The 26,301-nt window shown below is 58.7% G+C and carries 25 protein-coding genes; 13 read left to right on the forward strand and 12 right to left on the reverse strand.

Annotated elements, in window-relative coordinates:
- Positions 1-68 precede the first annotated feature (68 nt).
- Positions 69-305: a 50S ribosomal protein L28 gene (rpmB, locus tag SIC15_RS18375; protein ID WP_008173462.1), complete on the forward strand. Its 237-nt coding sequence runs from the start codon at positions 69-71 to the stop codon at positions 303-305.
- Between the two features lie 11 nt (positions 306-316).
- Complete coding sequence (gene rpmG / locus SIC15_RS18380) at positions 317-472, forward strand: 50S ribosomal protein L33 (RefSeq protein WP_008173465.1); 156 nt, start codon at positions 317-319, stop codon at positions 470-472.
- A gap of 66 nt (positions 473-538) precedes the next feature.
- On the opposite strand, the gene SIC15_RS18385 is transcribed toward rpmG, so the two are convergent.
- The 4 genes from SIC15_RS18385 to SIC15_RS18400 all read right to left on the reverse strand — a co-directional run bounded on the left by SIC15_RS18385 (position 539) and on the right by SIC15_RS18400 (position 4,832).
- Positions 539-1,399, reverse strand: a complete 861-nt coding sequence (locus tag SIC15_RS18385; protein ID WP_069182124.1) for an endonuclease/exonuclease/phosphatase family protein — start codon at positions 1,397-1,399, stop codon at positions 539-541.
- A gap of 60 nt (positions 1,400-1,459) precedes the next feature.
- Entirely contained in the window at positions 1,460-2,095 is a 636-nt protein-coding gene (locus SIC15_RS18390) for a thiol:disulfide interchange protein DsbA/DsbL (protein ID WP_136631154.1), read from the reverse strand.
- Between the two features lie 225 nt (positions 2,096-2,320).
- On the reverse strand, positions 2,321-3,712 hold the full coding sequence (gene ltrA, locus SIC15_RS18395; protein WP_374964994.1) for a group II intron reverse transcriptase/maturase: 1,392 nt from the start codon (positions 3,710-3,712) through the stop codon (positions 2,321-2,323).
- Positions 3,713-4,223: 511 nt separating this feature from the next.
- A complete protein-coding gene (locus SIC15_RS18400; RefSeq protein WP_069182126.1) occupies positions 4,224-4,832 on the reverse strand; it encodes a c-type cytochrome in 609 nt (202 codons plus the stop codon).
- Positions 4,833-5,009: 177 nt separating this feature from the next.
- Between SIC15_RS18400 and yihA the strand changes: the two genes are divergently transcribed.
- A complete protein-coding gene (gene yihA, locus SIC15_RS18405) occupies positions 5,010-5,657 on the forward strand; it encodes a ribosome biogenesis GTP-binding protein YihA/YsxC (protein WP_153633985.1) in 648 nt (215 codons plus the stop codon).
- 215 nt (positions 5,658-5,872) lie between these two features.
- Here the strand turns inward: yihA and SIC15_RS18410 are convergent, their stop codons facing one another.
- A complete protein-coding gene (locus SIC15_RS18410; protein WP_069182131.1) occupies positions 5,873-6,523 on the reverse strand; it encodes a TetR/AcrR family transcriptional regulator in 651 nt (216 codons plus the stop codon).
- Positions 6,524-6,715: 192 nt separating this feature from the next.
- Between SIC15_RS18410 and SIC15_RS18415 the strand changes: the two genes are divergently transcribed.
- From SIC15_RS18415 to coaD, 4 genes are all read left to right on the forward strand, one after another.
- Positions 6,716-8,161, forward strand: a complete 1,446-nt coding sequence (locus SIC15_RS18415) for a coniferyl aldehyde dehydrogenase (RefSeq protein WP_153633986.1) — start codon at positions 6,716-6,718, stop codon at positions 8,159-8,161.
- Between the two features lie 170 nt (positions 8,162-8,331).
- Complete coding sequence (locus SIC15_RS18420) at positions 8,332-8,970, forward strand: hypothetical protein (protein ID WP_153633987.1); 639 nt, start codon at positions 8,332-8,334, stop codon at positions 8,968-8,970.
- A 28-nt stretch (positions 8,971-8,998) separates the two neighbouring features.
- Positions 8,999-10,588: a GMC family oxidoreductase gene (locus tag SIC15_RS18425; RefSeq protein ID WP_153633988.1), complete on the forward strand. Its 1,590-nt coding sequence runs from the start codon at positions 8,999-9,001 to the stop codon at positions 10,586-10,588.
- A gap of 257 nt (positions 10,589-10,845) precedes the next feature.
- Positions 10,846-11,322: a pantetheine-phosphate adenylyltransferase gene (coaD, locus tag SIC15_RS18430; RefSeq protein WP_008173494.1), complete on the forward strand. Its 477-nt coding sequence runs from the start codon at positions 10,846-10,848 to the stop codon at positions 11,320-11,322.
- 59 nt (positions 11,323-11,381) lie between these two features.
- On the opposite strand, the gene SIC15_RS18435 is transcribed toward coaD, so the two are convergent.
- The 5 genes from SIC15_RS18435 to SIC15_RS18455 all read right to left on the reverse strand — a co-directional run bounded on the left by SIC15_RS18435 (position 11,382) and on the right by SIC15_RS18455 (position 17,448).
- On the reverse strand, positions 11,382-12,671 hold the full coding sequence (locus tag SIC15_RS18435; protein ID WP_153633989.1) for a DUF945 family protein: 1,290 nt from the start codon (positions 12,669-12,671) through the stop codon (positions 11,382-11,384).
- Between the two features lie 21 nt (positions 12,672-12,692).
- Complete coding sequence (ppk1, locus tag SIC15_RS18440; RefSeq protein WP_153633990.1) at positions 12,693-14,834, reverse strand: polyphosphate kinase 1; 2,142 nt, start codon at positions 14,832-14,834, stop codon at positions 12,693-12,695.
- 51 nt (positions 14,835-14,885) lie between these two features.
- A complete protein-coding gene (hemB, locus tag SIC15_RS18445) occupies positions 14,886-15,905 on the reverse strand; it encodes a porphobilinogen synthase (RefSeq protein ID WP_153633991.1) in 1,020 nt (339 codons plus the stop codon).
- Positions 15,906-16,046: 141 nt separating this feature from the next.
- The gene (locus SIC15_RS18450; RefSeq protein WP_228715157.1) at positions 16,047-17,000 is read right to left on the reverse strand and encodes a lipase secretion chaperone; all 954 of its coding nucleotides are present in this window, start codon (positions 16,998-17,000) and stop codon (positions 16,047-16,049) included.
- Between the two features lie 226 nt (positions 17,001-17,226).
- Entirely contained in the window at positions 17,227-17,448 is a 222-nt protein-coding gene (locus SIC15_RS18455) for a hypothetical protein (protein WP_069182139.1), read from the reverse strand.
- A 272-nt stretch (positions 17,449-17,720) separates the two neighbouring features.
- Here SIC15_RS18455 and SIC15_RS18460 point away from each other — a divergent pair, with 272 nt between their 5' ends.
- The 4 genes from SIC15_RS18460 (at position 17,721) to panP (ending at position 22,418) form a co-directional block, all read left to right on the forward strand.
- Complete coding sequence (locus SIC15_RS18460) at positions 17,721-18,353, forward strand: TetR/AcrR family transcriptional regulator (RefSeq protein WP_136629886.1); 633 nt, start codon at positions 17,721-17,723, stop codon at positions 18,351-18,353.
- A 2-nt stretch (positions 18,354-18,355) separates the two neighbouring features.
- Positions 18,356-20,056: an isovaleryl-CoA dehydrogenase gene (locus tag SIC15_RS18465; protein WP_153633993.1), complete on the forward strand. Its 1,701-nt coding sequence runs from the start codon at positions 18,356-18,358 to the stop codon at positions 20,054-20,056.
- A 151-nt stretch (positions 20,057-20,207) separates the two neighbouring features.
- Positions 20,208-20,552: a DUF503 domain-containing protein gene (locus tag SIC15_RS18470; protein ID WP_014578525.1), complete on the forward strand. Its 345-nt coding sequence runs from the start codon at positions 20,208-20,210 to the stop codon at positions 20,550-20,552.
- Between the two features lie 189 nt (positions 20,553-20,741).
- Complete coding sequence (panP, locus tag SIC15_RS18475) at positions 20,742-22,418, forward strand: pyridoxal-dependent aspartate 1-decarboxylase PanP (RefSeq protein WP_069182142.1); 1,677 nt, start codon at positions 20,742-20,744, stop codon at positions 22,416-22,418.
- A 63-nt stretch (positions 22,419-22,481) separates the two neighbouring features.
- On the opposite strand, the gene SIC15_RS18480 is transcribed toward panP, so the two are convergent.
- Positions 22,482-22,748 (reverse strand): hypothetical protein, encoded by a 267-nt coding sequence (locus tag SIC15_RS18480; protein WP_069182143.1) that lies wholly within the window; start codon positions 22,746-22,748, stop codon positions 22,482-22,484.
- 88 nt (positions 22,749-22,836) lie between these two features.
- Positions 22,837-24,396, reverse strand: coding sequence for an inorganic phosphate transporter (locus SIC15_RS18485; protein ID WP_069182144.1), 1,560 nt, complete (start codon positions 24,394-24,396; stop codon positions 22,837-22,839).
- Positions 24,397-24,604: 208 nt separating this feature from the next.
- Between SIC15_RS18485 and SIC15_RS18490 the strand changes: the two genes are divergently transcribed.
- Both SIC15_RS18490 and SIC15_RS18495 read left to right on the forward strand, forming a co-directional pair.
- Positions 24,605-25,708, forward strand: coding sequence for a GGDEF domain-containing protein (locus SIC15_RS18490; RefSeq protein ID WP_069182145.1), 1,104 nt, complete (start codon positions 24,605-24,607; stop codon positions 25,706-25,708).
- 79 nt (positions 25,709-25,787) lie between these two features.
- The gene (locus SIC15_RS18495) at positions 25,788-26,234 is read left to right on the forward strand and encodes a flavodoxin (RefSeq protein WP_069182146.1); all 447 of its coding nucleotides are present in this window, start codon (positions 25,788-25,790) and stop codon (positions 26,232-26,234) included.
- The last annotated feature ends 67 nt before the right edge of the window (positions 26,235-26,301 follow it).

The raw sequence follows: 26,301 nt of genomic DNA on the forward strand, positions 1-26,301 counted from the left end.
TTTGCAACCAGAGACGCATTAAAAACGAATTCGTATTATTAAGACCATTGCTCAGGTCGGAGGCAAGTATGTCCAGAGTTTGTCAGGTTACCGGTAAGCGTCCGGTATCCGGTAACAACGTTTCCCACGCGATGAACCACACTCGTCGTCGTTTTCTGCCGAATCTGCAGAACCACCGTTTCTGGGTTGAGTCCGAGAAGCGTTTCGTGAAGCTGCGCGTTTCCACCAAGGGCATGCGCATCATCGATAAAAAAGGCATTGACGCTGTGCTGGCCGATCTTCGTGCCCGCGGCGAGAAATTTTAAGGAGCCGCATCATGCGCGAGAAAATCAAGCTGGTTTCATCAGCAGGTACTGGTCACTTCTACACGACCAAGAAGAACAAGCGTAACACGCCGGAAAAAATCGAGATCAAAAAGTACGATCCGGTTGTCCGTAAGCATGTTGCCTACAAGGAAGCCAAGATCAAGTAATTCCTGATCCGGCATCCACAAAAAAGCCCGGCCAATGCGCCGGGCTTTTTTGTGGCTCTCTGACACTCAGAACTTCTCCAGATAACCCTCGGGTAACGCCACGTCCATGGCAATAGGAAGGTGATCTGACATCGGATAGCTGACCACTTCTGACCGTCGGATTTCCAATGAGGGACTCACCAGAATATGGTCGAGGGCCTTCTCGGGCCGCCAGCTTGGAAAACTGTGGGCTGTGTCTGGCAAGGGCACCAGATCGGTTTCCTTGAGGGGTGTCTGGGTAAGCAGCTGCTCCGCATGAGCGTTCATGTCTCCCATCAGAACCACATGCTGGTAATCAGCGATCAACTCCCGGATGTAGCCTAACTGGCGTTGCTGGGCCGTCTTGCTCAGGGAAAGATGCATCAGTACCAGCACCAGCGGATCATGCTCGGTTCCGTATCGTGCAATGATGGCACCCCGCCCCGGAATCAGACCCGGCAATTTATGCTCGGTAACATCAAGGGGCCGGTACCGGCTCAACAGACCATTGCTGTGCTGAGCGATCTGGCCAAGATTCCGGTTCAGCTGCTGGTACCAATAGGGAATGCCGGCCGCTTCGGCCAGGTATTGCACCTGGTTGATGTAGCCGCTGCGCAAACTGCCGCCGTCGCACTCCTGCAAGGCCACCACGTCGTAGCTGCGCAGCAGGGAGGCAATCCGGTCCAGATTCTCGATGCGATTGCGATGGGGCAGTATGTGCTGCCAGCTTCGCGTGAGATAGTGACGGTAGGAAGAGGTATTGATACCCACCTGAATGTTGAAGGTGAGCAGGCGAATGTGTCTTTGCGGCTCGAACTCGGGGACATGCTCGGTCCCTGAGCAGGCACCCCTCGGCCCGCCGGCCGGCTTCAGGATGCCATTCAACTGCTTTCTTATATGCTTGTACATAGTGGCGGTCTCAACCGGCCGGCTGCTTGTTGAACTCGGTTGTGGCTCTTTGGCGCTCCCTTACTCCACCTCGCCCCGCTCTTTGGCGACAAGGTAGTCCACCACTTCCAGAACGGCCTCGTGGCTGCCGGCCATGGATGCACTGACAGTGTACTTGCCATTAACCAGCATAGTCGGAGTTCCGGTGATCCGCGCGCCACGGATTTTCGACTGGGCTTTCTGCATGCGGGCATTCACACCGAAGCTTTTATAGGTGCTGACAAATTCATCCGGATCCACGCCATAATCTGCAACGAAGTCCGCCAGGGCTTCCGGCGAATTCAGGGGGCGGCGCTCGCCAGCAAGCGCATCGAACAGCGCATCATGGACCTTGTCCAACTCACCCATGGCTTCCAGGGCGTAAAAGGCGTAGGCATGGGGCTCCCAGTTTCTGCCGAGCGCCGCAGGAATCTTCACATAGTTGACGTAATCCGGTGCATCGGCCGCCCAGGCCTCAACCAGGGGCTTGAAGTTGTAGCAATGGGGACAGCCATACCAGAAGACTTCGGCTACTTCGACACCAGAATCGCTATCGGTTCTTACCGGGTTATCCAGACGATTGTAATGAGTCCCTTCTTTCCACTCTGCGGCGTTGGCCAGGCCAGAAACCGACAGTGCCAACAGGAGCAGGAAAACCATTCTGAAGGATCGAAACATGAAACATCTCCGGTTATTTGAATATCGTTTTGGGAGGATTATGACCCAGCGTACCTGAAAAGTTCCACAGGTCGGCAGTTACAGAAACGAAAGGATCGAGTAGGAGGGGGAGTTACCTCCCCCGTCCTCTCACACCACCGGGCATACGGTTCCGTACCACGGCGGTTCATGGATGGCTCTGAAGCCGGTGTCAACAACGGTGAGTATTGACCCCTTTACGGACCGTTAGCACTGTTGCTGACACCGGGTCATCGTATCCAGCAAGCTGACCAGGGACAGACGGTCGAATACCTTCCTGGGCAGCGCCGCATTCATGTGTGGTGCACCACTGTTCCACCAGGGACCGCGACCGTTAGTGGCACTCGCCCATGCTCTCAGCTCGGTAAGACCCAGCCGTATCAGGTAGCGAGCCCGCGTACTGGCTCGCTTCCACTGTCGCCACAGGATCAGACGGAGTCGCCTTCTTATCCAGCCGTCCAGGGCCTCCACCGGGCGCTTCGAAGCGGTCAGGCGGTAGTAGTTCGCCCAGCCTCTGAGCATCGGGTTCAGCGTCCGGATGGTCGTGGCCAGTGATTGGCCCCGTGACCGCTTGAACAGCGGACGCAGCTTGGTCATGAAGGCCTTCAAGCTCTTAGGAGCGACCCTCAACTGCACCTGCCGTTTGTGCCAGCTTACGCTGTATCCCAGGAAGTTCCGACGCCAGGGGCGATCCACGTCGCTTTTCGTCGTGTTCACCTTCAGGCGAAGGCGCGTTTCCAGGAAGCGGGTAATACTGGCCATGACCCGGTGGCCAGCCCTTTCGCTTCGGACGTAGATATTACAGTCGTCAGCGTAACGGCAGAACCGGTGTCCCCGCCGCTCCAGCTCCCGATCCAGTTCGGTCAGGAGCACATTGGAGAGCAGGGGTGACAGGGGGCCGCCTTGAGGCGTCCCCTCCCGCTTCGGGCTGACCAACCCACCTTCGAGCATGCCGGCTTGCAGGTAACGCCGGACCAGGGCAAGAACCCGCCGGTCGGGGATGCGACGAGCCAATAGGCTCATCAGCACATCGTGATTGACCCGGTCAAAGAACTGAGCCAGGTCCAGATCGACCACCCAACGGTGGCCATCATTGATGTGTTGCCGCATCGCCTTAACCGCCTGATGGGCACTCCGACCGGGACGGAACCCGTAACTGTGATCCGAGAACGTCGGCTCCAGCATCGGGCTCAGTGTTTGGTGAAGCGCTTGTTGGATCAGGCGATCCTGTACCGTCGGGATGCCCAACGTCCGTTCGCCGCCTTGCGGCTTGGGGATGCTGACCCGGCGTACCAGTTGAGGATGGTAGTCTCCGGCCAACAGCCGCTGACGCAGCGTTGGCCAGTGCTGTTGCAGGTGGCCTTTCAGGGCTGCCACCGGCATCTGATCGACACCGGCAGCTCCCTTGTTGGACACCACCCGCTGATACGCACGCATCAGGTTCTGGCGCTCAAGCACCTGTTCCATCAGCGTGTTCGGCTCCGCGTTCGTCCACGAGTGAGCCCCCGCGTCTGCCTCGACACGGACTTCAGTCTCGACCGGATACTGTCCGGCCTCTCCCTGAATGCCCTGACCCATCCGGGTCGCTTCTGTCTTCATAAGCACATCACGAGAACTCACCGCCTACTGGCGGCCAACCATGTTCGGCCCTTCAGTACGCGGTAACGCACCTACTATGGCCTCGGCTGAGTTCTGGCTCCCCATCCCAGCCCCTCACGGGGCAGGTAGCACAGTGGCAGAGAACCAGACTTCCCAGGGTAAGACGCGTGACCTTCACACTTATGCTCGCCGCATCTACGTCCACACCTTCCGTGCAAGTACTGGGCTTTGACGATATTGGCCGCCTTGCCCGGTGTGACCGCCTTATACGATTCCTGTTCGTCGGGCCAGTGCTTTGCCTGCGGCTTCCTTCAGATTCCACCTCGCAATGGACACCCTTGCCGTCCGGCTAGTGGTTCCCCTTGCCGGGCCCACAGGGGACTTGCACCCCCAAGTCATCCGGCCAGCACCACCTGTACCGGAACAGCGCCGTCAAGGCGCTACGCGCCATGCCTGGCGCACCAACAAAAAACCCCGCACCAGGCGGGGTTTTCGGTACAGTCCGGCGATTTCAGTTCAGGCCGGAGATGTAGCTGGAAACCGCTTCGATCTCGGCATCGGTCAGCTTCGAGGCGACATCCATCATGATCGATGCGTTCGTGCCGGCATCCCGGGAACCATCGCGATAGGCATTCAGCTGCTTGATCAGATACTCTGCGTTCTGACCACCGAGAGCCGGGTAACCGGCCGGCTCGTTGCCAACACCTTGCGGGTTGTGACAGCCTGCACAGGCCGGTACGCCCGTTGCCATGTTACCGCCACGGTAAAGTGCCGCACCCTGATCGACCAGATCCGGATCAGCCTGACCAACCACCATGTCCTGGGCGTTGAAGTAGGCAGCCAGGTCCTGCAGATCCTGGTCGTTCATGTTGTCCAGAATACCGGTCATTTCCGCGATATTCCGCTCTTTGTCCTTGATCAACACCAGTTGGCGATACAGGTATTTTTCGCCCAGACCGGACAGCTTGGGATAAGACCCCATAATGGGCTTGGCACCATTCTGGCCGTGACAACCGGCACATACCGCTGCGTTCTGTTCGCCTGCTTGAGGATCTCCCGCCCCGTGCGCCATCGCCGTGAGGCCAACACCGAGAACTACTCCTGCGATCAGTTTTTTCATGCTCGCTCCGCTTCTCTCATCTTTTAAGGGTATTCTTCGCTATGCAGCCGGTAGGCGCTGACCAGTTCAGGCTCAAAACCGGGGCTGACAGCGGTCGCGCGCAGCGCGCCGCCCGGAATTGGTGTAGCATTATACATTAATCCCTGATAACTGAAATCCAAAGGAAAGCCAACCGCTGTGGACCCTGATCTGACTCAAAAAAGCCTCTCTTTCAACAGCGCCCGATTTCTCATCAGCGCTTCCCGTCTGGATGAGTGCCCGCCGGATTTCGGTGCCGAGGTCGCCTTCGCCGGCCGCTCCAACGCCGGAAAATCCAGCGCCCTGAACGCAATCACCGCCAACGGCAAGCTGGCCCGGACCAGTAAGACTCCCGGGCGTACCCGGCTCATCAACTTCTTCTCTCTCAACCGCGAGAACTGCCGAATGGTCGATCTTCCCGGATACGGCTACGCCAAAGTATCCAGGGACATGAAAGACGACTGGCAGCAACACCTCGGTCACTACCTGAATGACCGGCGCTGTCTGCGTGGCCTGGTTCTGGTGATGGACATTCGTCATCCGCTGACCGATTTCGACCAAATGATGGTGGAATGGTGCGAGCATAACAACCTGCCGCTGATGATTCTGGCCACCAAAGCCGACAAACTGAAGTTCGGCCAGGCCAAAACGGCCATGCTCGGCATCGCAAAGGATCTGAAAGCGTACACCTGCGTGGAACACCTGATCATGTTCTCTGCAACGTCAAAACGGGGCGTGGAGGAGTGTCGGGAGGCGTTGATCGACTGGCTGGAATGCCATCCCGGGGACGAAGGCGCCAGCCTCTGATGACATAAAAAAAAACCGGCCTACCGAAAAGCAGACCGGTGAAACGTCAGGGTTTGCGACGTGCTAAAACCTGAGATCGCACTCAGGAGACGCAAGGAATGTCCGAATTCCCAACGTCACCCTTCTGACTCTGATCTTCGCGCAAAGTTCCAGGTTAGATCATTTTTTGACCAGCTTTTCGGGTTTCACTTACACACTGCGGAACCCGGAACATCTCAGTCGTGCAATGCAGGGCGGTATTTTTCTCTCAGGGCCATCACGCGCTCCCGATACGCCGGTGTCAGATAGGGAATTTCGAGTGTCAGCACCTGATAGATGCCCTGCTTCAACTCGGTGAGGGTAAGGCAGGCGGATTCCTCGGCTGCATGGGCTGTTTTCAGGAACGCCATCCAGTTGGTAATCACCAGCCACACATTGAGCGACATCGCCGACCGCAGGTCCTCCTCCTGGGGCTCAATAATGCCGGCTTCCGCCAGTTTCTCGAAGATGCGACTGATGGATGCCAGGCAGCGGTTGGTAAAATCGCGATAGTCCTGCCGCAACCTCTGATCGCTGTCCAGAAGGTATTCCAGATCCCGGTGGAAGAATCGGTAACTCCAGAGACCGTCAAAGACCGACTCCAGATAAAAGGTCATGTCGTCCAGGGTCATGGCCCTGTCTTCCGGAATATCCAGGTAGAAATCCACCAGCTTTTCGTATTCCAGGAAGATCTCGTAAATGATGTCCGACTTGTTGCGAAAGTGGTAATAGAGGTTGCCCGGCGAAATGGCCAGGTGCGCTGCAATGTGATTCGTGGTGACGTTGCGCTCGCCCCGTTCGTTGAACAGCTCCAGGCTGGAGAGCAGTATTTTGTCTCTTGTCTTCATAGACCCGTCGGCGTTTGGTGTTGTACAGCTCACAGATGGCCTGATTCGCCATCCGGCCCCGCTTGACTCACTAGAGTATATACTCTAATAATACCCCCAGACGCAAACTGAACACTTTTTCGCCAATCGTTCAGTATCCGAAATGCCAGGCCGCGAACCAACTCTGGTTGCCGCCACAGAGGAGCAAGCATCATGGGAGCCACTGTCGTTCAGCTCACCGAGAGCAAGAAACAGATCCAGCACACCCACCGGGTGTTCGAAGATCAGAAAAAGGCGTTCCGTAACAACCCCATGCCTTCCCTGGCGGAGCGGCAGGAGAACCTGAAGCGCCTGAAACGGGTACTGCTGAGTAACCAGGACCGACTACTGGATGCCATTGACCGGGATTTCAGTTGCCGCTCGAAGGACGAATCCCTGATTGCCGAGGTCATGCCGTCAATCCAGGGCATCAACTACACGCTCAGGAACCTCAGTGGCTGGATGAAGCCATCCAAACGCCACGTATCCGTGCTGTTCCAGCCTGCCAGCAACAAGGTCCACTACCAGCCCAAGGGCGTGGTAGGTGTGATCGTGCCCTGGAACTATCCCCTGTATCTGGCGGTGGGTCCTCTGATCGCATCCCTGGCCGCAGGTAACCGGACCATGATCAAGATGTCGGAATACACACCCCATACCTCGGCCCTGTTCAAGGAACTGATCGAAGCCAGCTTCCCGGAAGACCTTGTCTCGGTGATTACCGGGGAGGCTGACGTGGCTGCGGACTTCTCGTCGCGCCCGTTTGATCACCTGCTGTTCACCGGCTCCACGTCAGTAGGCAAGCTGGTCATGAAGGCAGCGGCTGAGAACCTGACGCCGGTTACCCTGGAGCTGGGTGGCAAATCCCCGGCCGTGGTCTCGCCGGATGTACCGATGGAAGACGCTGCGCAGCGTATTGCCTTTGGCAAGGCGTTCAACGCAGGGCAGACCTGCGTGGCGCCAGACTACGTGCTTTGTCCCGCCGACCGGGTGCAGTCGTTTGTCGACGAATTCCGGGCCCGCTTTTCCGAGATGTACCCGAGCCTGCGGGACAACGACGATTTCACCGCCATCATCAATGAGCGGCAGTACGATCGCCTGCAAAGCTACCTGGAGGACGCCCGGGAGAAAGGCGCCGAGCTGGTGGAAATCAATCCGGCCCGGGAAAATCTCAAGGATGGCACCCGCAAAATTCCTCTGACACTGGTCCTGAAAACCACGCCGGACATGAAGGTGATGCAGGATGAGATCTTTGGTCCGATTCTGCCGGTCGTCAGCTATGGTGGGCTGGATGAAGCCATCCATTACATCAATGACCGTCCACGGCCCCTTGCCCTGTACTTCTTCGGATACGACAAGACTCAGCAGCAGCATGTGGTAGACAACACCCACTCTGGTGGCATGTGCATCAACGATTCACTGATGCACGTTGCCCAGGACGACCTGCCGTTTGGTGGCATCGGCGATTCCGGCATGGGGCACTACCATGGCCGCGAAGGGTTCCTGACCTTCTCTCATCACCGCGCCATTTTCACCAAGCAGAAATTCAACAGCGGCAAATTTGTCTATGCGCCCCACGGGACGACGGCGCACAAGATGGTTTACAAGTTCTTTATCCGCTGAGAACGCGGAGTCTGTCGAGGGCTGGTAGCCCCTTCCAAAACACGCCGTGAATACGTCCGTGTAGGCTTGAGCAAAACATCCCTGTTTTGCACAGTTTTGGAAGGCAGAACTGGCCCTCGACGATCAGACAACGTCAGTGCCTTAAATAAAACAATAACGAGAACCCGCCCATGCAGAAACAGATCCCTGATCCGTCAGGACACCCTCAATTTAACGATCTCAACCGCCGAAGCTTTCTCAAAACCGGACTGGGCGGCGCTCTTTTTCTTGGTACCGTCAGTGTCACCGCCGGGCTGAGCGGTTGCGCGACGCAGCCAGCGGGCAGACTCAGTGCCGTTGGCACCCGTATGGATGCCAGTTACCAGTTCCGGTTTTTGACCGAGGATGACATAGCGCTGTTCGAGGCCCTGCTGCCCGCCATGGTTGGTCCGGGTTTGCCAGAGCAGCCCCAGGCCAGAAACATGGCAATTGCCGGGACGATCGAGCGAATTGACGCCGGCATCCACAAGTTCGGACCGGCCAACCAGAAGGAACTGCGGCGACTGTTTGATCTGTTGAACTTCGGGCTCACCCGCGTGACCGTTGCCCGGGTCTGGTCCAGTTGGCCGAATGTAACCACAGAGGAAGCGGATGCGTTTCTGGAACGCTGGCGCACCAGCCGTATCGGGCTGTTCAACAATGGCTACATAGCGCTGACCAAGATCAGCAACGTGGCGTTTTATGGCTATCGCGATTTCTGGCACCTGTCCGGCTACCCCGGACCGCCCCAGTATGCTGTCGACGCACTACCACAATTCCAAAACGCCTGATTGCCAGCTGATCTGACGGAGCAAAAGCATGTCATTAACCGATCGTATTGCCCGGGGCCTGGAATCGGGCTGGAAAGTCACCGATGGTGCTCGACTGACGGAAAACCTGACCACGGAAGCCGACGTTGTTGTTATCGGAACCGGCGCCGGTGGTGGCACCACCGCCGAGATTCTCGCTCGCAGCGGATTGTCCGTAATCCTCGTTGAAGAAGGCCGGCTGTATTACCAGAAAGACTTCAAGATGGACGAGCAGACCTCCTATGCCAACCTCTATCAGGAAGGCATGAGCCGGGTTACCCGGGACGGAGCGATCGCCATTCTTCAGGGCCGCTGTGTTGGCGGTTCCACCACGGTGAACTGGACCAGCAGTTTCCGTACACCAGAGCCGACCCTGAACTATTGGGCCGACCAGTTTGGACTGAAAGACCTCCGCCCGGAGGCCATGGCGCCCTGGTTCGACGGGCGGGAAGAACGGCATTCCATGTCGCCCTGGCAGGTAGCCCCCAACGTCAACAATGACATCCTGCGCCAGGGCTGTGAGAAATTGGGCTACAGTTGGCAGATCATTCCCCGCAACGTCAAAGGTTGCTGGAACCTGGGTTATTGCGGCATCGGCTGCCCGACCAACGCCAAGCAGGGCGCTCTCATGACCACCATCCCCGGTGCACTCGACAACAACGCCCGCCTGTTCCACAGCCTGCGCGCCGACCGCCTGGTCATGAACCAGGACAAGATCGACCACCTGGAAGCCTCTGCCTTTGCGGATGATGGTGTCACCCCGACCGGGATCAAGGTCAAGCTCAAAGCCCGACACTTCGTGGTCGCCGCCAGCGCCATCGGCAGCCCCGGCCTGCTGCTCCGCTCCGACATCCCGGACCCGAACCAGCGCATCGGCAAGCGCTCATTCATCCATCCGGTCAACGCCACAGTCGCCCAGATGCCTCAGCGCGTCGACCCGTATTACGGCGCGCCCCAATCCATCTACTCCGACGAATTCAACTTCCGCGACGGCGTCGACGGCCCGGTTGGCTACAAGCTCGAAGTACCGCCCTTGCATCCCGGCATGTCCAGCGGCGTGATCCCCGGCCACGGCGAAACCCAGATCAACAACATGGCCGGTCTGCCCCACATGCAGTCCGTCATCGCCCTGCTCCGGGACGGCTTCCACCCCGAAAGCCCCGGCGGCACAGTATCCCTACGCGACGACGGCAGCCCGGTACTGGATTACCCGGTCACCGACTACCTCTGGGAGGGCCTCCGCAAGGCCTTCCACACCATGGCCGAAATCCAGTTCGCCGCCGGCGCCGAAAAAGTCCGCCTCATGCACCTGGATTCCGACTGGTACACCAACTGGACCGACGCAAAAGCCGCCATCGACCAACTCCCCATGGCACCCCACCGCGTCCGCCTGTTCACCGCCCACCAGATGGGCGGCTGCGCCATGGGCGCGGACCCGGCAACCTCGGTTGTCAACGGCTTCGGCGAGCACCACCACGTCAGCAACCTCAGCGTGCACGATGCCTCGATTTTCCCCACCAGCATTGGGGCCAACCCGCAGCTGTCGGTTTATGCTTTAGCGGCCAGAAACAGCACCAGACTTGCACAAAGACTGTCTTGATCAGTGGGCTAACACTGCCCATCGGGGAGACTCGCACGGGGATAACAGGGCCGGCTGGAAGGGCTGATCCGGGAATGTGAGAAGCCAGGGATGGCTTCGCTCAAGCGCACATGGATGTGCTCGTAGCGTTTCCCGGATCAGCCCTTCCAGCTGGCACTACCGCATAGCCGACATGCATCCTCCATTGTCCCGGCCGCCAACTACAGGTAGCCAAAAAATGCTGCTATCCTAGGCCCTTGCAAAGAAAGGAGCTGTGCATGTCCAAAGTCATCTACCCGGGCACCTTCGATCCCATCACCAACGGCCACACCGACCTTATCGAACGTGCCGGCCGAATGTTTGATGAAATCGTCGTCGCCATCGCCTACAACCCCAAGAAACAGCCACTTCTCGACCTCGAAGAACGCTGCGAACTGGTCCGCCAGGCAACTGCGCATCTCCCCAATGTCAGCGTCACCGGCTTCAGCAACCTGCTGGCCGATTTTGTCCGTGAACAGGGCGCCACCGTGATCCTCCGGGGACTCCGGGCGGTATCGGATTTCGAATACGAATTCCAGCTGGCCGACATGAACCGCCGTCTGGCTCCGGAAGTGGAAAGCGTTTTCCTGACACCCGCCAATCACCTGTCCTACATCTCCTCCACCCTGATCCGGGAAATTGCCTCCCTGGGCGGCGATGTATCGGAATTTGTCGATCCGGCGGTAGAGGCTGCACTCAAAAAGAAATTCAGCTGAATTTGAAGCCGTAAAAAAGCCCCGATCAACGGGGCTTTTTTACGACAGGGAACCAGGCCTCAGAGCAACGGCGGCAAAGGGATCTCCACCCCGTTCACCTCGAGCATGAGGTCTCTCATACTGGCATCAAGCACCAGTCGATCGTCTTGCTGGACCAGCAACCCTTGTTTGATAAGGGGTGCCAGCTGCAACCGGAACTCCGGATATTCCTCCGCGAGCGCAACCGGCAGACTCAGATCCATTTCCCCGGTCAGTTTCTGCATCACCATCAGCATCTCGCCTTTCTTATCGGCTGTCAGCTCCGGATGGGAAATACTGGCGCTGCCCTCCACCACACCTTCCGGCGTGGTTACGGTCAGTTCCGGAAAACCAACGGAGAAGCCGGCAGCTGCAAGGTCACGCAGGGCTGTGTTTACCTCCTGCATGGCATTCATCTGCTGCTCGAACTGCTGAGGACCACCGGAAGCCTGGTTAAGCGCAAGGGCCTGCAGTGATGACAGGCTTTCCGTCAGCCCGCTCCAGGCCGCCACGTCCAGCCCTGACAGTTCGAACACCAGCCGCTGGGGGCCATACGTCTCATCGGCCGTTGCAACTCTGGCAACCTCGAAAGCCATCCGCGAATCCAGACGCTCGCCATCACTCACCGGCTCACTGCTGCTGCGGATCGAAATCTCCTCGAGCCTGACGGGCGCTTCCGCAACCGGTGTCACCGCAACCGAGTCCACCATCACTTCGCCAGAGCCGGTCCAGACCTCACCAGACAGATGGGTCATTGTCTGCTCCAGGTGGAAGTCGCTGACCCGAATATCCAGGTCCGGGCCAGACAGAGTCAGAGCCGGCCAGACCATCAAAGCATCCGCCTGCGAGCCCGAATCGCTGATTTCGATTCTTGCCAACCCGCCGCTGGAGGCAACGGTCTCGCCGGTGCTCGCATCAGTTACGCTCATCTGGGGCGCTTCGAGCTCAATCACTGCGGTGCCCCAGAGCCGGGTTTCCAGGGTCAGCCTCGGCTCCTCGCCAGAAAACCAGTCCGTGCCTCCTGATGACCAACCTCCTTCGGGTTCGAAATCCATCAGGCTGCCGGTTACCCCGTGAGTTACATCGGCACGATAGGAGAACTGCTGGGACTCTCCGGTTTCCGGGTTCGTGAGGTTGATCGAACCAGTGAACCGGGCACCGAGAATACCTCGGTCGTAGTTATCGGTTTCCATGCGAAGGAACGGTTGGGCACTGTTCACCTCCGCCGTTGCCTGCTGCCACTGCTGTTCAGTCACGTACCCCACGACCCAGGGCAGGCCACCGGCTACAGCCAGTACACCGGCACCAGCAATCATCCATTTTGCATTCAAAGGTTTTCTCCAGTTCGGGAATCAGGTTTTTCCGGTCAGCCGTTCCAGCAGTACCAGTTGGGAGGCCAGGCGCTCTTCGTCCTCGCCAGGCTGGTTCTGGATATAGCTGCCGTCCGGTTGCAGCACCCAGGACTGGCAATTGTCGGCGAGGTAGGTGTCCAGATCTTCCCTGACTCTGGCGACCAGCTCGGGATCATCCAGCGGGAAGGCGGTTTCCACCCGGCTGAGCAGATTACGCTCCATGCCGTCGGCGCTGGAACAATAGACATCCGGGCGGCCGTTGTTGCCGAAGTAGTACACCCGGGTATGCTCAAGGAAACGTCCGATGATGGACCTGACCCGAATATTCTCGGAAAGCCCTGGCACCTCTGGGCGCAGGCAGCAGATACCGCGGATAATCAGATCGATCTTCACACCGGCCTGGGAGGCGCGGTAAAGCGCCTTGATCAGCTGGATTTCCGTGAGCGCATTGAACTTGAAGATAATCCGGCCTTTCTCGCCATAGCCGGCTTCGCGCTCGATCAGGCTGAGCAGGCGCGAGTGCAGTGTGAATGGCGAGTGGAACAGCTTCTTGATCTTCAGGGCCTTGCCCATGCCCGTGAGCTGCTGGAACAGCTTGTTGACGTCGTCACCGATAGACTCGTCACAGGTCATGAAGCTGTAATCAGTATACAGGCGGGCATTGCCGGCGTGATAGTTACCGGTGCCCAGGTGAACATAACGACGCAGGCGCCCCTCTTCGCGACGGACAATCAGGATCATCTTGGCGTGGGTCTTGTAGCCGACCACACCGTACACCACGATCACCCCGGCCTCCTGCAGCCGGCTGGCCAGCTCCAGGTTCTCCGCCTCACTGAAACGGGCCCGCAGCTCGATAACAGCGGTAACCTCTTTGCCACGACGCGCGGCGTCCGCCAGGGCTTCAACAATTTCTGAATCGGCGCCGGTGCGGTAGAGAGTTTGTCGAATCGCCAGAACCTGGGGGTCCTTGGCGGCCTGGCGCAGCAGATCCACTACCGGGCTGAAATTCTCATAGGGATGCAGCAGCAGGATTGGACGCTTGCGGATGGCGTCGAACATTGATTCCTTGCTGCGAATCTGCCTGGGAATGGACGGTGAAAACCCGGAATAGGTCAGATCCTGACGGTCTACCAGCCCACCGACTGCCATGAGCCGCGTCAGGTTGACCGGGCCATGCACCTGATACAGATCCCGCTCGGTCAGACCAAACTCCTTGAGCAGGAACTGAACCAGCTCTTCCGGGCAGTTGTCGGCAACCTCAAGACGCACACCATCACCGAACCGGCGGCTGAGCAGCTCACCACGAAGGGCCGAGGCCAGGTCTTCCAGGTCATCCTCCAGCTCAAGGTCAGCGTTTCGGGTCAGCCGGAACTGATAGCAGCCTTTCACCTCCATTCCGGGAAAGAGCTCATCGGCATGGGCGTGGATCATGGACGACAGGAACACCAGGTTGTCGCCACCGTTACAGACATCATCAGGAAGCCGGACCAGACGTGGAAGCGAACGGGGTGCAGGCACGATCGCCATACCGGTTTCCCGGCCGAAGGCATCCTTGCCGTCCAGCTCCACAATAAAGTTCAGGCTTTTGTTGACCAGGCGTGGAAACGGGTGCGACGGATCCAGCCCGATGGGGCTGACCACCGGAAGGATCTCCTCTTCGAAGTAAGTGCGCACCCACTCCGCCTGCTCCGGCGTCCACTCCCGGCGACGGACAAAATGAATGTTCTCCTGTTCCATTTCCGGAATCAGAACATTGTTGAGGATGTCGTACTGTTCGCGAATGTACTCGTGGGCAACACGGCTGATTTCCGCCAGCGCCTGCTCGGGCATCATGCCGTCGGCACCAACGGTTTCCCGGCCGTACTTCATCTGCTGCCGCAGGCCGGCAACACGGATCTCGAAGAACTCGTCCATGTTGCTGCTGAAGATGCAGCAGAAAATCAGACGGTTGATCAGTGGGTGGGTCGTATCCAGTGCCTGCTTGAGAACCCGGTAATTAAACTGGAGCTGGCTCAGTTCACGGTTGAAGTAGTTTTCGTTGGCGTCCAGGTTGATTTCCTCACCAACCGGGGGCACGTTCACCGGAGCAGGCACACTCCGCTCATCCCCTGCCGTCTGATTCTTCGCCGTATCCGTTGTCATGATTCCTCGATTCCAGTTTGCTCGCCGCTACCGGCGAATGACTTGCTTGACCTATCCGTGTTTTCGATCCCGCATCAGTCGGGCCGCGCGCACCGCAAAGTAGGTCAGGATTCCATCGGCCCCTGCCCTTCGCATGGCCATCAGGCTCTCCATCATTACCGCATCGCCATCCAGCCAGCCGTTCTGGGCTGCCGCCATGTGCATGGCATACTCACCGCTGACCTGATAGACAAATGTCGGCACCCGCAATTCCGTCTTCACCCGATGCACGATATCGAGATACGGCATGCCGGGCTTGATCATCACCATATCCGCGCCTTCGGCCAAATCCATGGCAACCTCATGCAATGCCTCATCGCCGTTGGCAGGATCCATCTGATAGGTGGACTTGTTGCCCTTGCCGAGATTGGCCGCAGACCCCACCGCATCCCGGAAAGGTCCGTAATAACTCGAGGCGTATTTGGCAGAATAGGCCAGGATTTTCGTATTCACATGACCGCCGTTTTCCAGGGCTTCGCGAATGGCACCTATCCGCCCATCCATCATGTCTGACGGTGCCACCACATCGGCACCGGCGTCGGCATGGGAAAGCGCCTGATTGACCAGCGCCTCGACGGTGACGTCATTCAGCACATAGCCGTCGTTGTCGATGATGCCGTCCTGGCCATGGGTGGTGAAAGGGTCCAAGGCTACATCGGTAATCACACCGAGTTCCGGATGCGCTGCCTTCAGGGCGCGAACCGCCCTCTGCGCCAGCCCCTCAGAATCCCAGGCCCCGGAGCCGGACAGATTCTTGTTTTCGGACGGAACAACAGGGAACAGCGCAATCGCCGGGATACCCAATTCCACCAGCTCCGCCGCCTGCTCAACCAGCAGATCAATACTCAGGCGCTCCACCCCTGGCATGGAAGGTACCTGTTCCCGCTGTCCCTCGCCCTCCAGCACAAACACCGGATAGATCAGGTTGTCCGGCGTGAGCTGGTTTTCCCGAACCAGGCGACGGGAAAAGTCGCTGGCCCGGTTACGGCGCAGGCGGGTGGCGGGAAACGCACGGGGAGTCGGAATCGGCACTGACAACCTCCTGAATGGCTGAACAAATAATCTGATGGGCCAGCGCGGCATCGGCCGGGCGCCCTTTGCGTCATCATACACGGCCAGCGCCGCTGGTTGCAGACTCCCTCAGCAGGATAAGGCGATTAAATGACAGGCTGATTACCGGATCGAATCCAACGCCCGGGCACGGATCCGTTCGGTTTCATTGAAGTGGCTGGCTCTGAGTCGCTCCAGCGCTTCCCTGCGTTCCGGTTCGGCCAGCCCGGAGGACAACAACCGGTCCCGCTCCCCGGCATAGGCCTGCCAGCGGCGGTCCCAATCCTGTTGTTCCGCCTCAAGCCGGGCCAGCCTTTCCGCTGCTGCATCACCAAAAGCTTCCCGGCGCCAGGCCTCAAGAGCCCTGGGGTCATCCGACAGCTCCTGACGAACCTGCTCATAGTCCGCAAACCGGCGTGTTTCCTCCCGGGCCTTGCGGAGGGGTTCCGGAAGGGAGGACTCAGCCTGGCGCAGGGCTTCGGCTTTCTGCTCGTCGGTCAGACTGTCATCGCTTGCAATCCTGAGTTTCTCGACCTGGAAACGATCCACCGCTTCATCGTCGGCAAAAAAAGCGTTGGCCGTGTCGGCGTCCAGCCAGGTACGGCGCAGAGCCTGGATCTCTGCCATCCTGCGCTGCAGCTCCCCGGCCCCGAGCCCGGAAACCTCTCCGTAGCTCTGTTCCAGTTCCGAAACTGCCAGCTTGTAGTCCAGATAGGCGCCAAGGGTTACCAGGGCCTGGGCTCTCGCCGGCTCATCGAGAACCGACAGGGCCCTCTGTATGCGAGCCACCAACTGCGGCAGGGATTCCTCGCCCAGGGCAGAGAGAAAATACTCAAACAGCTGTCGCAGTTGCGGGGTTGGTATGAGATTGCCCAGCCGGTCCGTTCGGGCCCAACCGTCCGGCACTGACGTACCCGCCAGCGAGGCTGGTAACTGCTCAGGAACAGGAACCGAGGACGCGTTGTTCACCAACTTCGATGGTGCGGCAGTAACATCCTCCCGGGCCACTGATATCGGCGGTTCCCCGGTGGTCTGCGGCGCATTCGAGTCGCCATGGCTGGCAAGATCTGCTCTCATCAACCAGAAGCTGACAACAGCTGCTATTATCAGTAGCAAAACAAGCAAAAGACGGAAATGGGACTTCATTGCCACAGGAATTCCGGGTCTTCGGGTGACTGACGGCTTGCCCAGGTTACCGGCGCAAAACCACAGAGAATGAGGATAAACGAGGCTGGCCAGTCATACCGAGACAGGGATCAAAAATGGAGCCGGGGCGGAGCGCCCCGGACTGCCGTGCCAGCGTTCAGAGGGAGCGGTTGTTAAAACCCACATCCACCTTTCGCGGCGTGTCAGAGCGGAAGGAGGTATCCACCTCCTGAATTTTTCCGCCCTGGCTCAGGAAGGCTTCGATGTCTGCCTGCAACTGTGCACGAACACGTGCACGGCCGGCTATGGAATGGTTGTCGTCACTGTCGCTGGTCCAGCCTCCGGACTGCTCCAGGTTGCTTTCGTCGAATTCACTCATGATCTTTTCTCCATCAACGAAAACAGATGGTCGAGTGCTGCGACCCCGCAGGGGACCTCACTCCGTATCGACGAAGTCCGCCTGCGGCCTCGCCTTGGCGTCTTTATAATCTGCTTTTGGTGACCACGCTATTTCTTGGCAACGTCTTTTTTGTAATTTTTTGTAAGCATTGACAACCAATTGAATTGCATGCGGAAATTTTACATTCGTCAGTAGATCAAAAAAATTGACACAAAGAATGAATAATGATTCACTACTTGTAGGGAGCCGGAATGGCCTATCGAGAAACAGAGAAAATGCGCCAGCGTAAAGCCGAGGCGCGAAAACGAATCGTGGAGTGCACTTATCAGTGCGTGGCCGAGGGCGGCTTCAGAAGCGCCCGCATTACCCGGATAGCCGGTTTGGCCGGCGTTGCCACAGGAACTATTTACCGGCATTTCGAGTCCAGAGAGGACCTGTTCGCGGAAATTTTCCGGTTGGCAACCCAGCGGGAAGTCGACAAGGTTGCCGAGGCCCTTGGCTCCCCCGGGAACGCAGCTGAACGACTGGAACGGGCACTCAGACAATTCGCCGAGCGGGCACTGAAAGGCCCGCAAATGGCCTGGTCGCTGATTGCCGAGCCGGTGGACCCGAAAGTCGAGGAAGAAAGGCTGGCGTATCGCAAGGCCTACGCCAACCTGTTTGAGAAAGCGATCCGCGAAGGCATTGAAGAAGGATGCATCCCGGATCAGGACGCTCTCCAGAGCAGTACATGCCTGGTCGGCGCCATCGCGGAAAGCCTGGTTGGCCCACTGTCACCCACACAAACCAGCCAGGCGAACAGCGCAAAAGAAGACAACAATGACCCGCTGGTCAATTCCATCATTCGCTTTTGTATGCAGGGGTTGACCGGCACCAGGAGGTAGCTATGAACGCGCGGCAGCCCCAGCCAGAGATGCCATTAAAAGACCAGGAAGATCGCTATCTGGCCAGCACCCACGAGGTCTTCAACCAGCCTCCGGCTCTGGAGAACTACAACCTGTTCGAGCAGGATATCGCCCTGCAGGAAGCAGCCCTCCGTGAAGGGGCCGGCAAGGCAGCCGAGGATCTCAAGGCATTCGGGGCTCTGGCCGGAGCAGCGGAAACCATCGACCTGGGGTTTCGCGCCAACGCCAACAAACCGGTGTTCAATACCCACGACCGCTACGGCCACCGCATTGATGAAGTGGACTTCCATCCGGCCTACCACGAGCTGATGCGCATCGCCTTCGACAACGGCCTGCACAGCAGCCCCTGGAGCCATCCAGGACAGGGTGCACATGTTGCCCGCGCTGCCAAGTACTACATGCACTCCCAGGTAGAGGCCGCCCACTGCTGCCCCGTGACCATGACCTTCGCCGCCATTCCGTCGATCCGGAAACAACCGGAGCTGGCGGCGGACTGGGAAGCCCGGATACTGGCCGACAGCTATGATCCCCGCAACCGGCCGGACAGCCAGAAATCCTCGGTTACCATTGGCATGGCCATGACCGAGAAGCAGGGCGGCAGCGACGTTCGCGCCAACAGCACCAGAGCCTACCCGATCGGCACTGGCGGCCCCGGCCAGGCCTATGAGCTGGTGGGCCACAAATGGTTCGTTTCTGCCCCGATGTGCGACGCCTTTCTGGTGCTGGCCCAGACACAGGGAGGCCTGTCCTGCTTCCTGATGCCCCGCTGGCGCCCGGACGGCACCAAGAATCCCTGGCAGGTCCAGCGTCTGAAGAACAAGATGGGCAACGTCGCCAACGCCTCCAGCGAAGCCGAACTGCGCGGCGCACTGGCCTGGATGGTTGGCGAGGAAGGCCGTGGTGTACCCACCATCATTGAAATGGTCGCCATGACCCGCTTCGACTGCATGATCGGCAGCTCCGCCGGCATGCGCCAGGCCATCGCCCAGGCCAGCCACCACTGCCGACACCGCAGCGCCTTTGGCGCCCGCCTGGTCGACCAGCCCCTGATGCAGAACGTCCTGGCCGACCTGGCCCTGGAAAGCGAAGCGGCGCTGGCCTACACCATGCGCATCGCCCGCGCCCTGGACAACCAGGACAAGGAACACGAACGTCTGCTGGCGCGCCTGGCCACCCCCGTCGGCAAATACTGGATCTGCAAGCGCACACCGAACCATGCCTACGAGGCCATGGAATGCATCGGCGGCAGCGGCGTGATGGAAGACTGCATCATGCCCCGGCTGTTCCGGGAATCGCCGGTCAACGCCATCTGGGAAGGCAGCGGCAACGTCCAGTGCCTCGACACCCTGCGCGCCCTGCAAAAAGAGCCCGACACCCTCGACGCATTCTTCAAGGAAACCGCCGAAGCCAAAGGCGCCGACCGCCGCTTCGACCAGTTCCTGGCCCAGCTACAACACGACTTCGCCGACATCAGCGATTTCCAGTACCGCGCCCGAAACCTCGTCGACCGCATGGCCCTGGCCCTGCAGGGCTCCCTGCTGCTGCGACACTCGGATGCCGCCGTCGCCGACGCCTTCTGCGCCTCTCGCCTGCAGTCCAATGGCGGGATGAACTACGGCAACCTGCCCTCGGGCACCGATCCGGCATCCATTATCAAACGGGCGACGCCTGTAGTAGGCTAGACACAACAGAATCCAACTGAGAGATCGAGAACCGGCGGGGAACTCCTTTCCAAAACCTTGCGGAGCCATGGATGGCGGAGCAGAGCGTACAAGGACGTATTCACAGCGTGTTTTGGAAAGGAGTTCCCCGCCGGTTCCTGCACCCAAGTCTATGTCTGAAGCACTCAGAAAACTCCTGCGGGAAGGCCACGCTCCCCAGCAGCCAGTCATCACCCCCCACGTGGGCGTGCTGACCCTGCACTTCCAGCTTTACGGCTGCGACGACCTCAAAGCCAAGCGCAAAGTCTTCACCGCCCTGAAGGCCGTCTGGGGCAAAGAACCCGACCTGGCCGTCGCCGAAACCGCCGACCAGGAGGCCCTCGACTGCGCCACCTGGACCATTGCGGCCCTTGGCACCTCATCCCAGCAGATCACCCAACGCCTCGACCAGATCGAAAAAGCCATCGAAGAACGCGTGGATGCTGCCATACTGGATATACACCGGGAGATACTCTGACCGGAAAATCCCGGGCAGCAGCCGTGTGGCGTAACCCGTTGTCAGGCCGTATACTACGCCCCCTCAGGGATGCCAGTGCGCCTGCCAGCGGCGGGTGACCAGAAACCAATGCCGGACATGAATGCCGGCCGTATCCGCAGGGCATCCGGAACCGGCCCTTCGGATGACCACTGAGTGTGAGTGGCACCTATGACCGGAAAGAAAAAATCCGCCCAGGCTTCGGTAGAGGCCATGTATCGCGTATTCACGGTGCCTGAGGCGCCGGAATCGACGCTGAGCCGGATTGACCAGAACATCTCCAGCAATCTTGCAGGCTTTCTGCAGGAGCACATCGTAGCGGTTGAGCGGGATCTCTCGGATGTGGAGAAAGACTTCTCCGATTACAGCATCCCCGAGAAGCCTGTCTTCGTGTCTGAACAGGCCCAGTTCCTGCTCGACAAACTGGTGGCCAACTCCGTTCACACTGCGTCGCCGGCCTTTATCGGGCACATGACCTCAGCGCTGCCGTACTTCATGCTGCCGCTGTCGAAAATCATGATTGCCCTGAACCAGAACCTGGTCAAAACCGAAACCTCCAAGGCCTTCACGCCCATGGAGCGCCAGGTACTGGGCATGATCCACCGACTGGTATACCAGGAAGACGGCGCTTTCTACCGAAAGTGGATGCACGACCCCCGTTACGCCCTGGGGGCCATGTGCTCGGGCGGCACCGTCGCCAACCTCACCGCCCTGTGGGTTGCCCGCAACCGGGCGTTCCCCGCAGAAGGCAGCTTCCGGGGTCTGCACCAGGAAGGCCTGTTCCGCGCGCTGAAATACTACGGCTACGAAGGCGCCGCCATCGTCGTCTCCCGCCGCGGACACTACTCCCTGCGCAAGGCTGCCGACGTGCTCGGACTGGGCCGCGAGTCCCTGATACCGGTGGATACCGACGACGAAAACCGCATCAATACCGATGCCCTGCGGGACAAATGCCTGGAACTGCAGCGTCAGAAGATCAAAGTCATGGCCATCTGCGGCGTGGCCGGCACCACCGAAACCGGCAACGTCGACCCTCTGGACGCCATGGCCGACATCGCCCGGGAATTCGGCGCCCACTTCCACGTGGATGCCGCCTGGGGCGGGCCCACCCTGTTCTCCCGCACCTACAAACACCTGCTGCGCGGCATCGAAAAGGCAGACTCCGTCACTTTCGACGCCCACAAACAGCTCTATGTCCCCATGGGCGTAGGCCTCGTGGTCTTCCGAGACCCCAGCTTGGCCAGCGCCGTGGAACACCACGCCCAGTACATCATCCGGAAAGGCTCCCGGGATCTCGGCAGCACCACCCTTGAGGGCTCGCGGCCGGGCATGTCCATGCTGATCCACTCCGGCCTGAAAATCCTGGCCCGGGAAGGCTACGAGATCCTGATCGATCAGGGCATCGACAAAGCCAAGACCTTCGCGGACATGATCGAAGCCGAATCGGATTTCGAACTGGTCACCAGGCCCGAACTGAACATCCTGACCTACCGCTACTGCCCGGAAAACGTCCAGGAAGCCCTGGCCATTGCCGACCCCCTACAGGCGGAAAAGCTCAACACCTGCCTGAACCGGATCACCAAGTTCATCCAGAAAACCCAGCGGGAACGGGGCAAGGCATTCGTGTCACGGACGCGCCTGGAACCGGCCCGTTACTTCAACTTCCCGTGCATCGTGTTCCGGGTGGTACTGGCCAACCCGCTGACCACCAAAGAAATCCTGGCGGACATCCTTTCGGAACAGAGAGAGTTGTCCCGGGATGAGGGTATCGAGGATGAGATCAGCATCCTGCACCAGATGGCGGATGCGGTATTGAAGCAGGCAACGCCAAACGCCAAACAGGCTTGAGTACGGCGGGAAACACTGGAGCCGACTCCTCCCCGAGCTTTCAGGCCAAGAGCCTGGATTAGATCAGTAAAGCGCCTCTTCATCATCCAGCACATCGTGGATGATATCCAGGAACATCTTGTCCGCTTCACTCCAGTTCTCCGGAATCCGGATGTTGGTGCTGGCACTGATCTCCTGCGCAATCAGCTCCTCGGCATTCGGCTGACCGCGATGCTTGCGAGCGATTTCCATGGATTTTACGGCAATAGTCGGATCGCTCAGAACCTTCTTGATAAAGGTCCTCAGCTCATCAATCATCTTCGCCTGACGGCTCTCAACGGATGAACTCATACTTCACTCCATGGACAAATAGGCTTGCGGGGTGAAACACCCCTTTTAAAGATAGTATGACCAAACTCGGTTTATACAACCAGCCCGGTCAGATCAACAAGCCCCGGAGCGTAAAGAACAGCGTCGCCGCCATGATGGCAGATGCAGGCACCGTAATGATCCAGGCTGCAGCAATTCGCACAAGGTGCGAACGCTTGACCATCTCTTCGCGGTAAATCTTCTTCAGGCGCTTGCGCTCCGACTTGGACAGGGGTACCTGCTTTTTCTTCTTCGCCTGTTTCAGCAGATTCTCCATCTCCTCAACCGAGGCATTGCGAAAATCATCCAGGAAAGGCTTGAGACGCTCCTGCTCTGCCGGATCATGGTGCTCCATGATCTTGTGCAACTGGGTTGCATAGTTGGACTTCAGGTACTCGCGAAGGAAGCCAACGCCGAACACGCCACCGATTGCGATATGGGTGGAGCTGACCGGCAGGCCCAACTGGGACGCAAGAATCACCGTGAGTGCCGCCGACAGGGCAATACAGAAGGCCCGGGTCTTATCCAGTTCGGTGATCTCACTGCCAACGGTCTTGATCAGTCGCGGCCCAAACAGCATCAGGCCAACGGCCAGACCCAGGGCGCCTACCATCATCACCCACATCGGGATACTGGCGGAAGTCACCACAGAATTCGCGGACAGGGCATCGTTGATCGCCGCCAGCGGACCAATGGCATTGGCAACGTCGTTGGCGCCATGGGCAAAGCTCAGCAATGCCGCAGCAAAAATCAAAGGCCAAGTGAAGAGGGTATTCACGCCTGCTGAACTGTTCTCCATGGTCGATGCCATGCGCCCCACCAGGGTACGCATGATGAAAAAGACCACGGCAGCCGCGGCAAGGCCGATGAGCGTAGCCTCAAGAAAATCGACTTTCACGATCTTCTTGACGCCCTTGATCATCAGATAGGTGCCAAAAGCCCACGCCATAATTGCGACCAGCCAGGGCACGAACGTGCGGGCGGCCGGAATGACTTCCTTGCGATAAAGCACGGTCTTCTTGATCGCGAACAGGAAGAGGGCCGCCAGAGCACCACCAAGAACCGGGGAAATCACCCAGCTGGCGGCAATCTTGCCCATCACCGCCCAGTCAGCGATCCCCCAGCCACCGGCGGCAATACCGGCGCCCAGAACGCCGCCAACGATGGAGTGAGTGGTGGACACCGGTGCACCCATCCAGGTGGCCAGGTTCAGCCAGAGCGCGCCCGCCAGCAAGGCGGCTGTCATCAGCCAGACAAAAGCCCGACTGTCTTCCAGATTGGAAGGATCGATGATGCCGCCCTTGATGGTGGACACCACGTCACCGCCGGCGATAATCGCACCACCGGCTTCAAAAATTGCGGCGATAACAACAGCCGCGCCCAGGGACAAGGCCCCGGAGCCCACGGCAGGGCCCACATTATTGGCAACGTCATTGGCGCCGATATTGATCGCCATGTATCCGCCAATGACCGCAGCGGCCATCAGCAGCATACTGTTGGGCATTCCCTGACTGAATGATCCGACAGTCAACCATACGCCAAGTAAGAAAAGCAGGCTGATGCCGACCCTGTATCGTTCCGTGGTAGGGCTGGTAAGAAGGGTATCCAGGTATCCGCTCGAACGGGCCATAACAGATCAGGTCTCGTTTAGTCTGTGAGGATTGGGGGCGACCTCAGTCGCGCGGCAACTATAAAATTTTTGACATGAAAATGAAATAAAACGGTCACAATTCGCACAGACTAAACACATCACAGACTGGAGTGCAAAAACCCATTAAATTGACTCATAATTCCAAAAATAAGCGTCAAAATTACAAAAACAGCAGAATAAGGTCCCCATGCCCCATTCACCCTCCTCCGGACAGCTGGCTGCCGGCGAGCGGGAAGACGGCCAGGTTTCGCGACTGCTTACCTGGCTCTCGGCAACCGCTATCGTTTTTCTTATTGGCATCGGAACCAAGGCCTGGTTTGCCGGGCACTTGACCCATGCCTGGGTGCTCTGGTCATTCATCGGCCTGATCGCGCTGAATATGCTGTACTTCGCCAGCACCGGAAACCGTGCGCGCCAGAAAGCCGGGATGATCGTGATTGTGGGGCTGCTGTTCACCTACCTGATCGCCTCCGGCGGTGAGAGCAACACCGGGCCACTCTGGTTTTATGTCTTCCCTCCTCTGCTGTTTTATCTGACCGATCTCAAAACCGGCACGGCCGTTCTGCTGTTCTGTTACCTGATTGCCGTCGTGGTATTCCAGTTTCCGGGGTTGCCCCTGGTCTCCGCGGAATACAGTATGGATTTCAAGATCCGTTTTTTTGCAGCCCTGACCTTCGAATCGATTTTCTGTTTTGTCCTTGAAGCCAGCCGACTGAAAGCACGCAACGAACTTCTGATCCTTGCCGAAACCCACGAGCACGCCGCCCGCACCGATGAGCTCACCGGGCTGGCCAATCGCCGTGAAATGCAGAACCGCCTCAACATGGAGTTTTCCCGTTACCAGCGTTCCGGCCACCATTTTTCCATTGCCCTGATCGATCTGGACCTTTTCAAACAGATCAACGACCGATTCGGACACGACGCTGGCGACCATGTCCTGCGGGAGTTCGCCGCATTGATGCGAACCGTGATTCGCCAGGCGGATGTCGCGGCCCGATGGGGAGGTGAAGAGTTTCTGGTCTTGTTGCCGGACACTTCCCTGCTCCAGGCCCTCACGCTGGCTGAGCGATTACGGTCCCAGGTTGCCCGCCATCCGTTCCGGTTCAGTGATCAGGCCTTGCCGGTGACCATCAGTGCCGGTGTCTGCTCCATTGCCAAGGCCCGCTCCCTCGACGATCTGCTCAAGCAGGCCGACCTGAACCTCTATAACGCCAAGGAAGCCGGGCGCAACCAGATAGCACCGCGGGTTCGAAGCCAGGAAAGCGGGACCTCCGCCAGTCTCTCGCCTTGAGGCAGCAAATTACTACCGCTATGATCGTGCGCCACTGAACAACCGTAACGTCATTTCCATGGCAGCGAACAGGTAACCTATGACATCACTCAGAATCCTGGTGGGCAGCGTCTACGGTGGCGCACTCCTGACGGCCAGAACCATCAAAAAGGAGCTGGAAAAAGAGGGGCACCACGTGACCGTGCTGGAAAATCCGGCGCTGGATGACATCACCTCGAACGATGATCCACTTCTGGTGTGCACCTCCACAACCGGGCAGGGCGAACTGCCGGCGAACCTGTTGCCCTTCTACCTGGACCTTCGGGATCAACTGCCCCAGCAGCCAGGCCGGCCGTTTGGCATTATCGTGCTGGGCGACAGCTCTTACGGTGATACCTTCTGTGGCGCCGGCGACCTGATTGAGGAAGCTCTGTACGAGACTGCCGCCCGCAAGGTTGGAGACACGCTTCGGATTGATGCACTCGAAACCATGGAACCGGAAACCGAAGCACTGCCCTGGGTCCGGTCATGGCTGGAGCAGGTATGAGCCACAGCTACAAAAATTTGCCAAACAGGACCCGCCGGTGACTTGAGCCGCCAAAGGCGACACGCCA

Source organism: Marinobacter sp. MIT932201, from assembly GCF_047123295.1.
Taxonomy (GTDB): domain Bacteria; phylum Pseudomonadota; class Gammaproteobacteria; order Pseudomonadales; family Oleiphilaceae; genus Marinobacter; species Marinobacter salsuginis.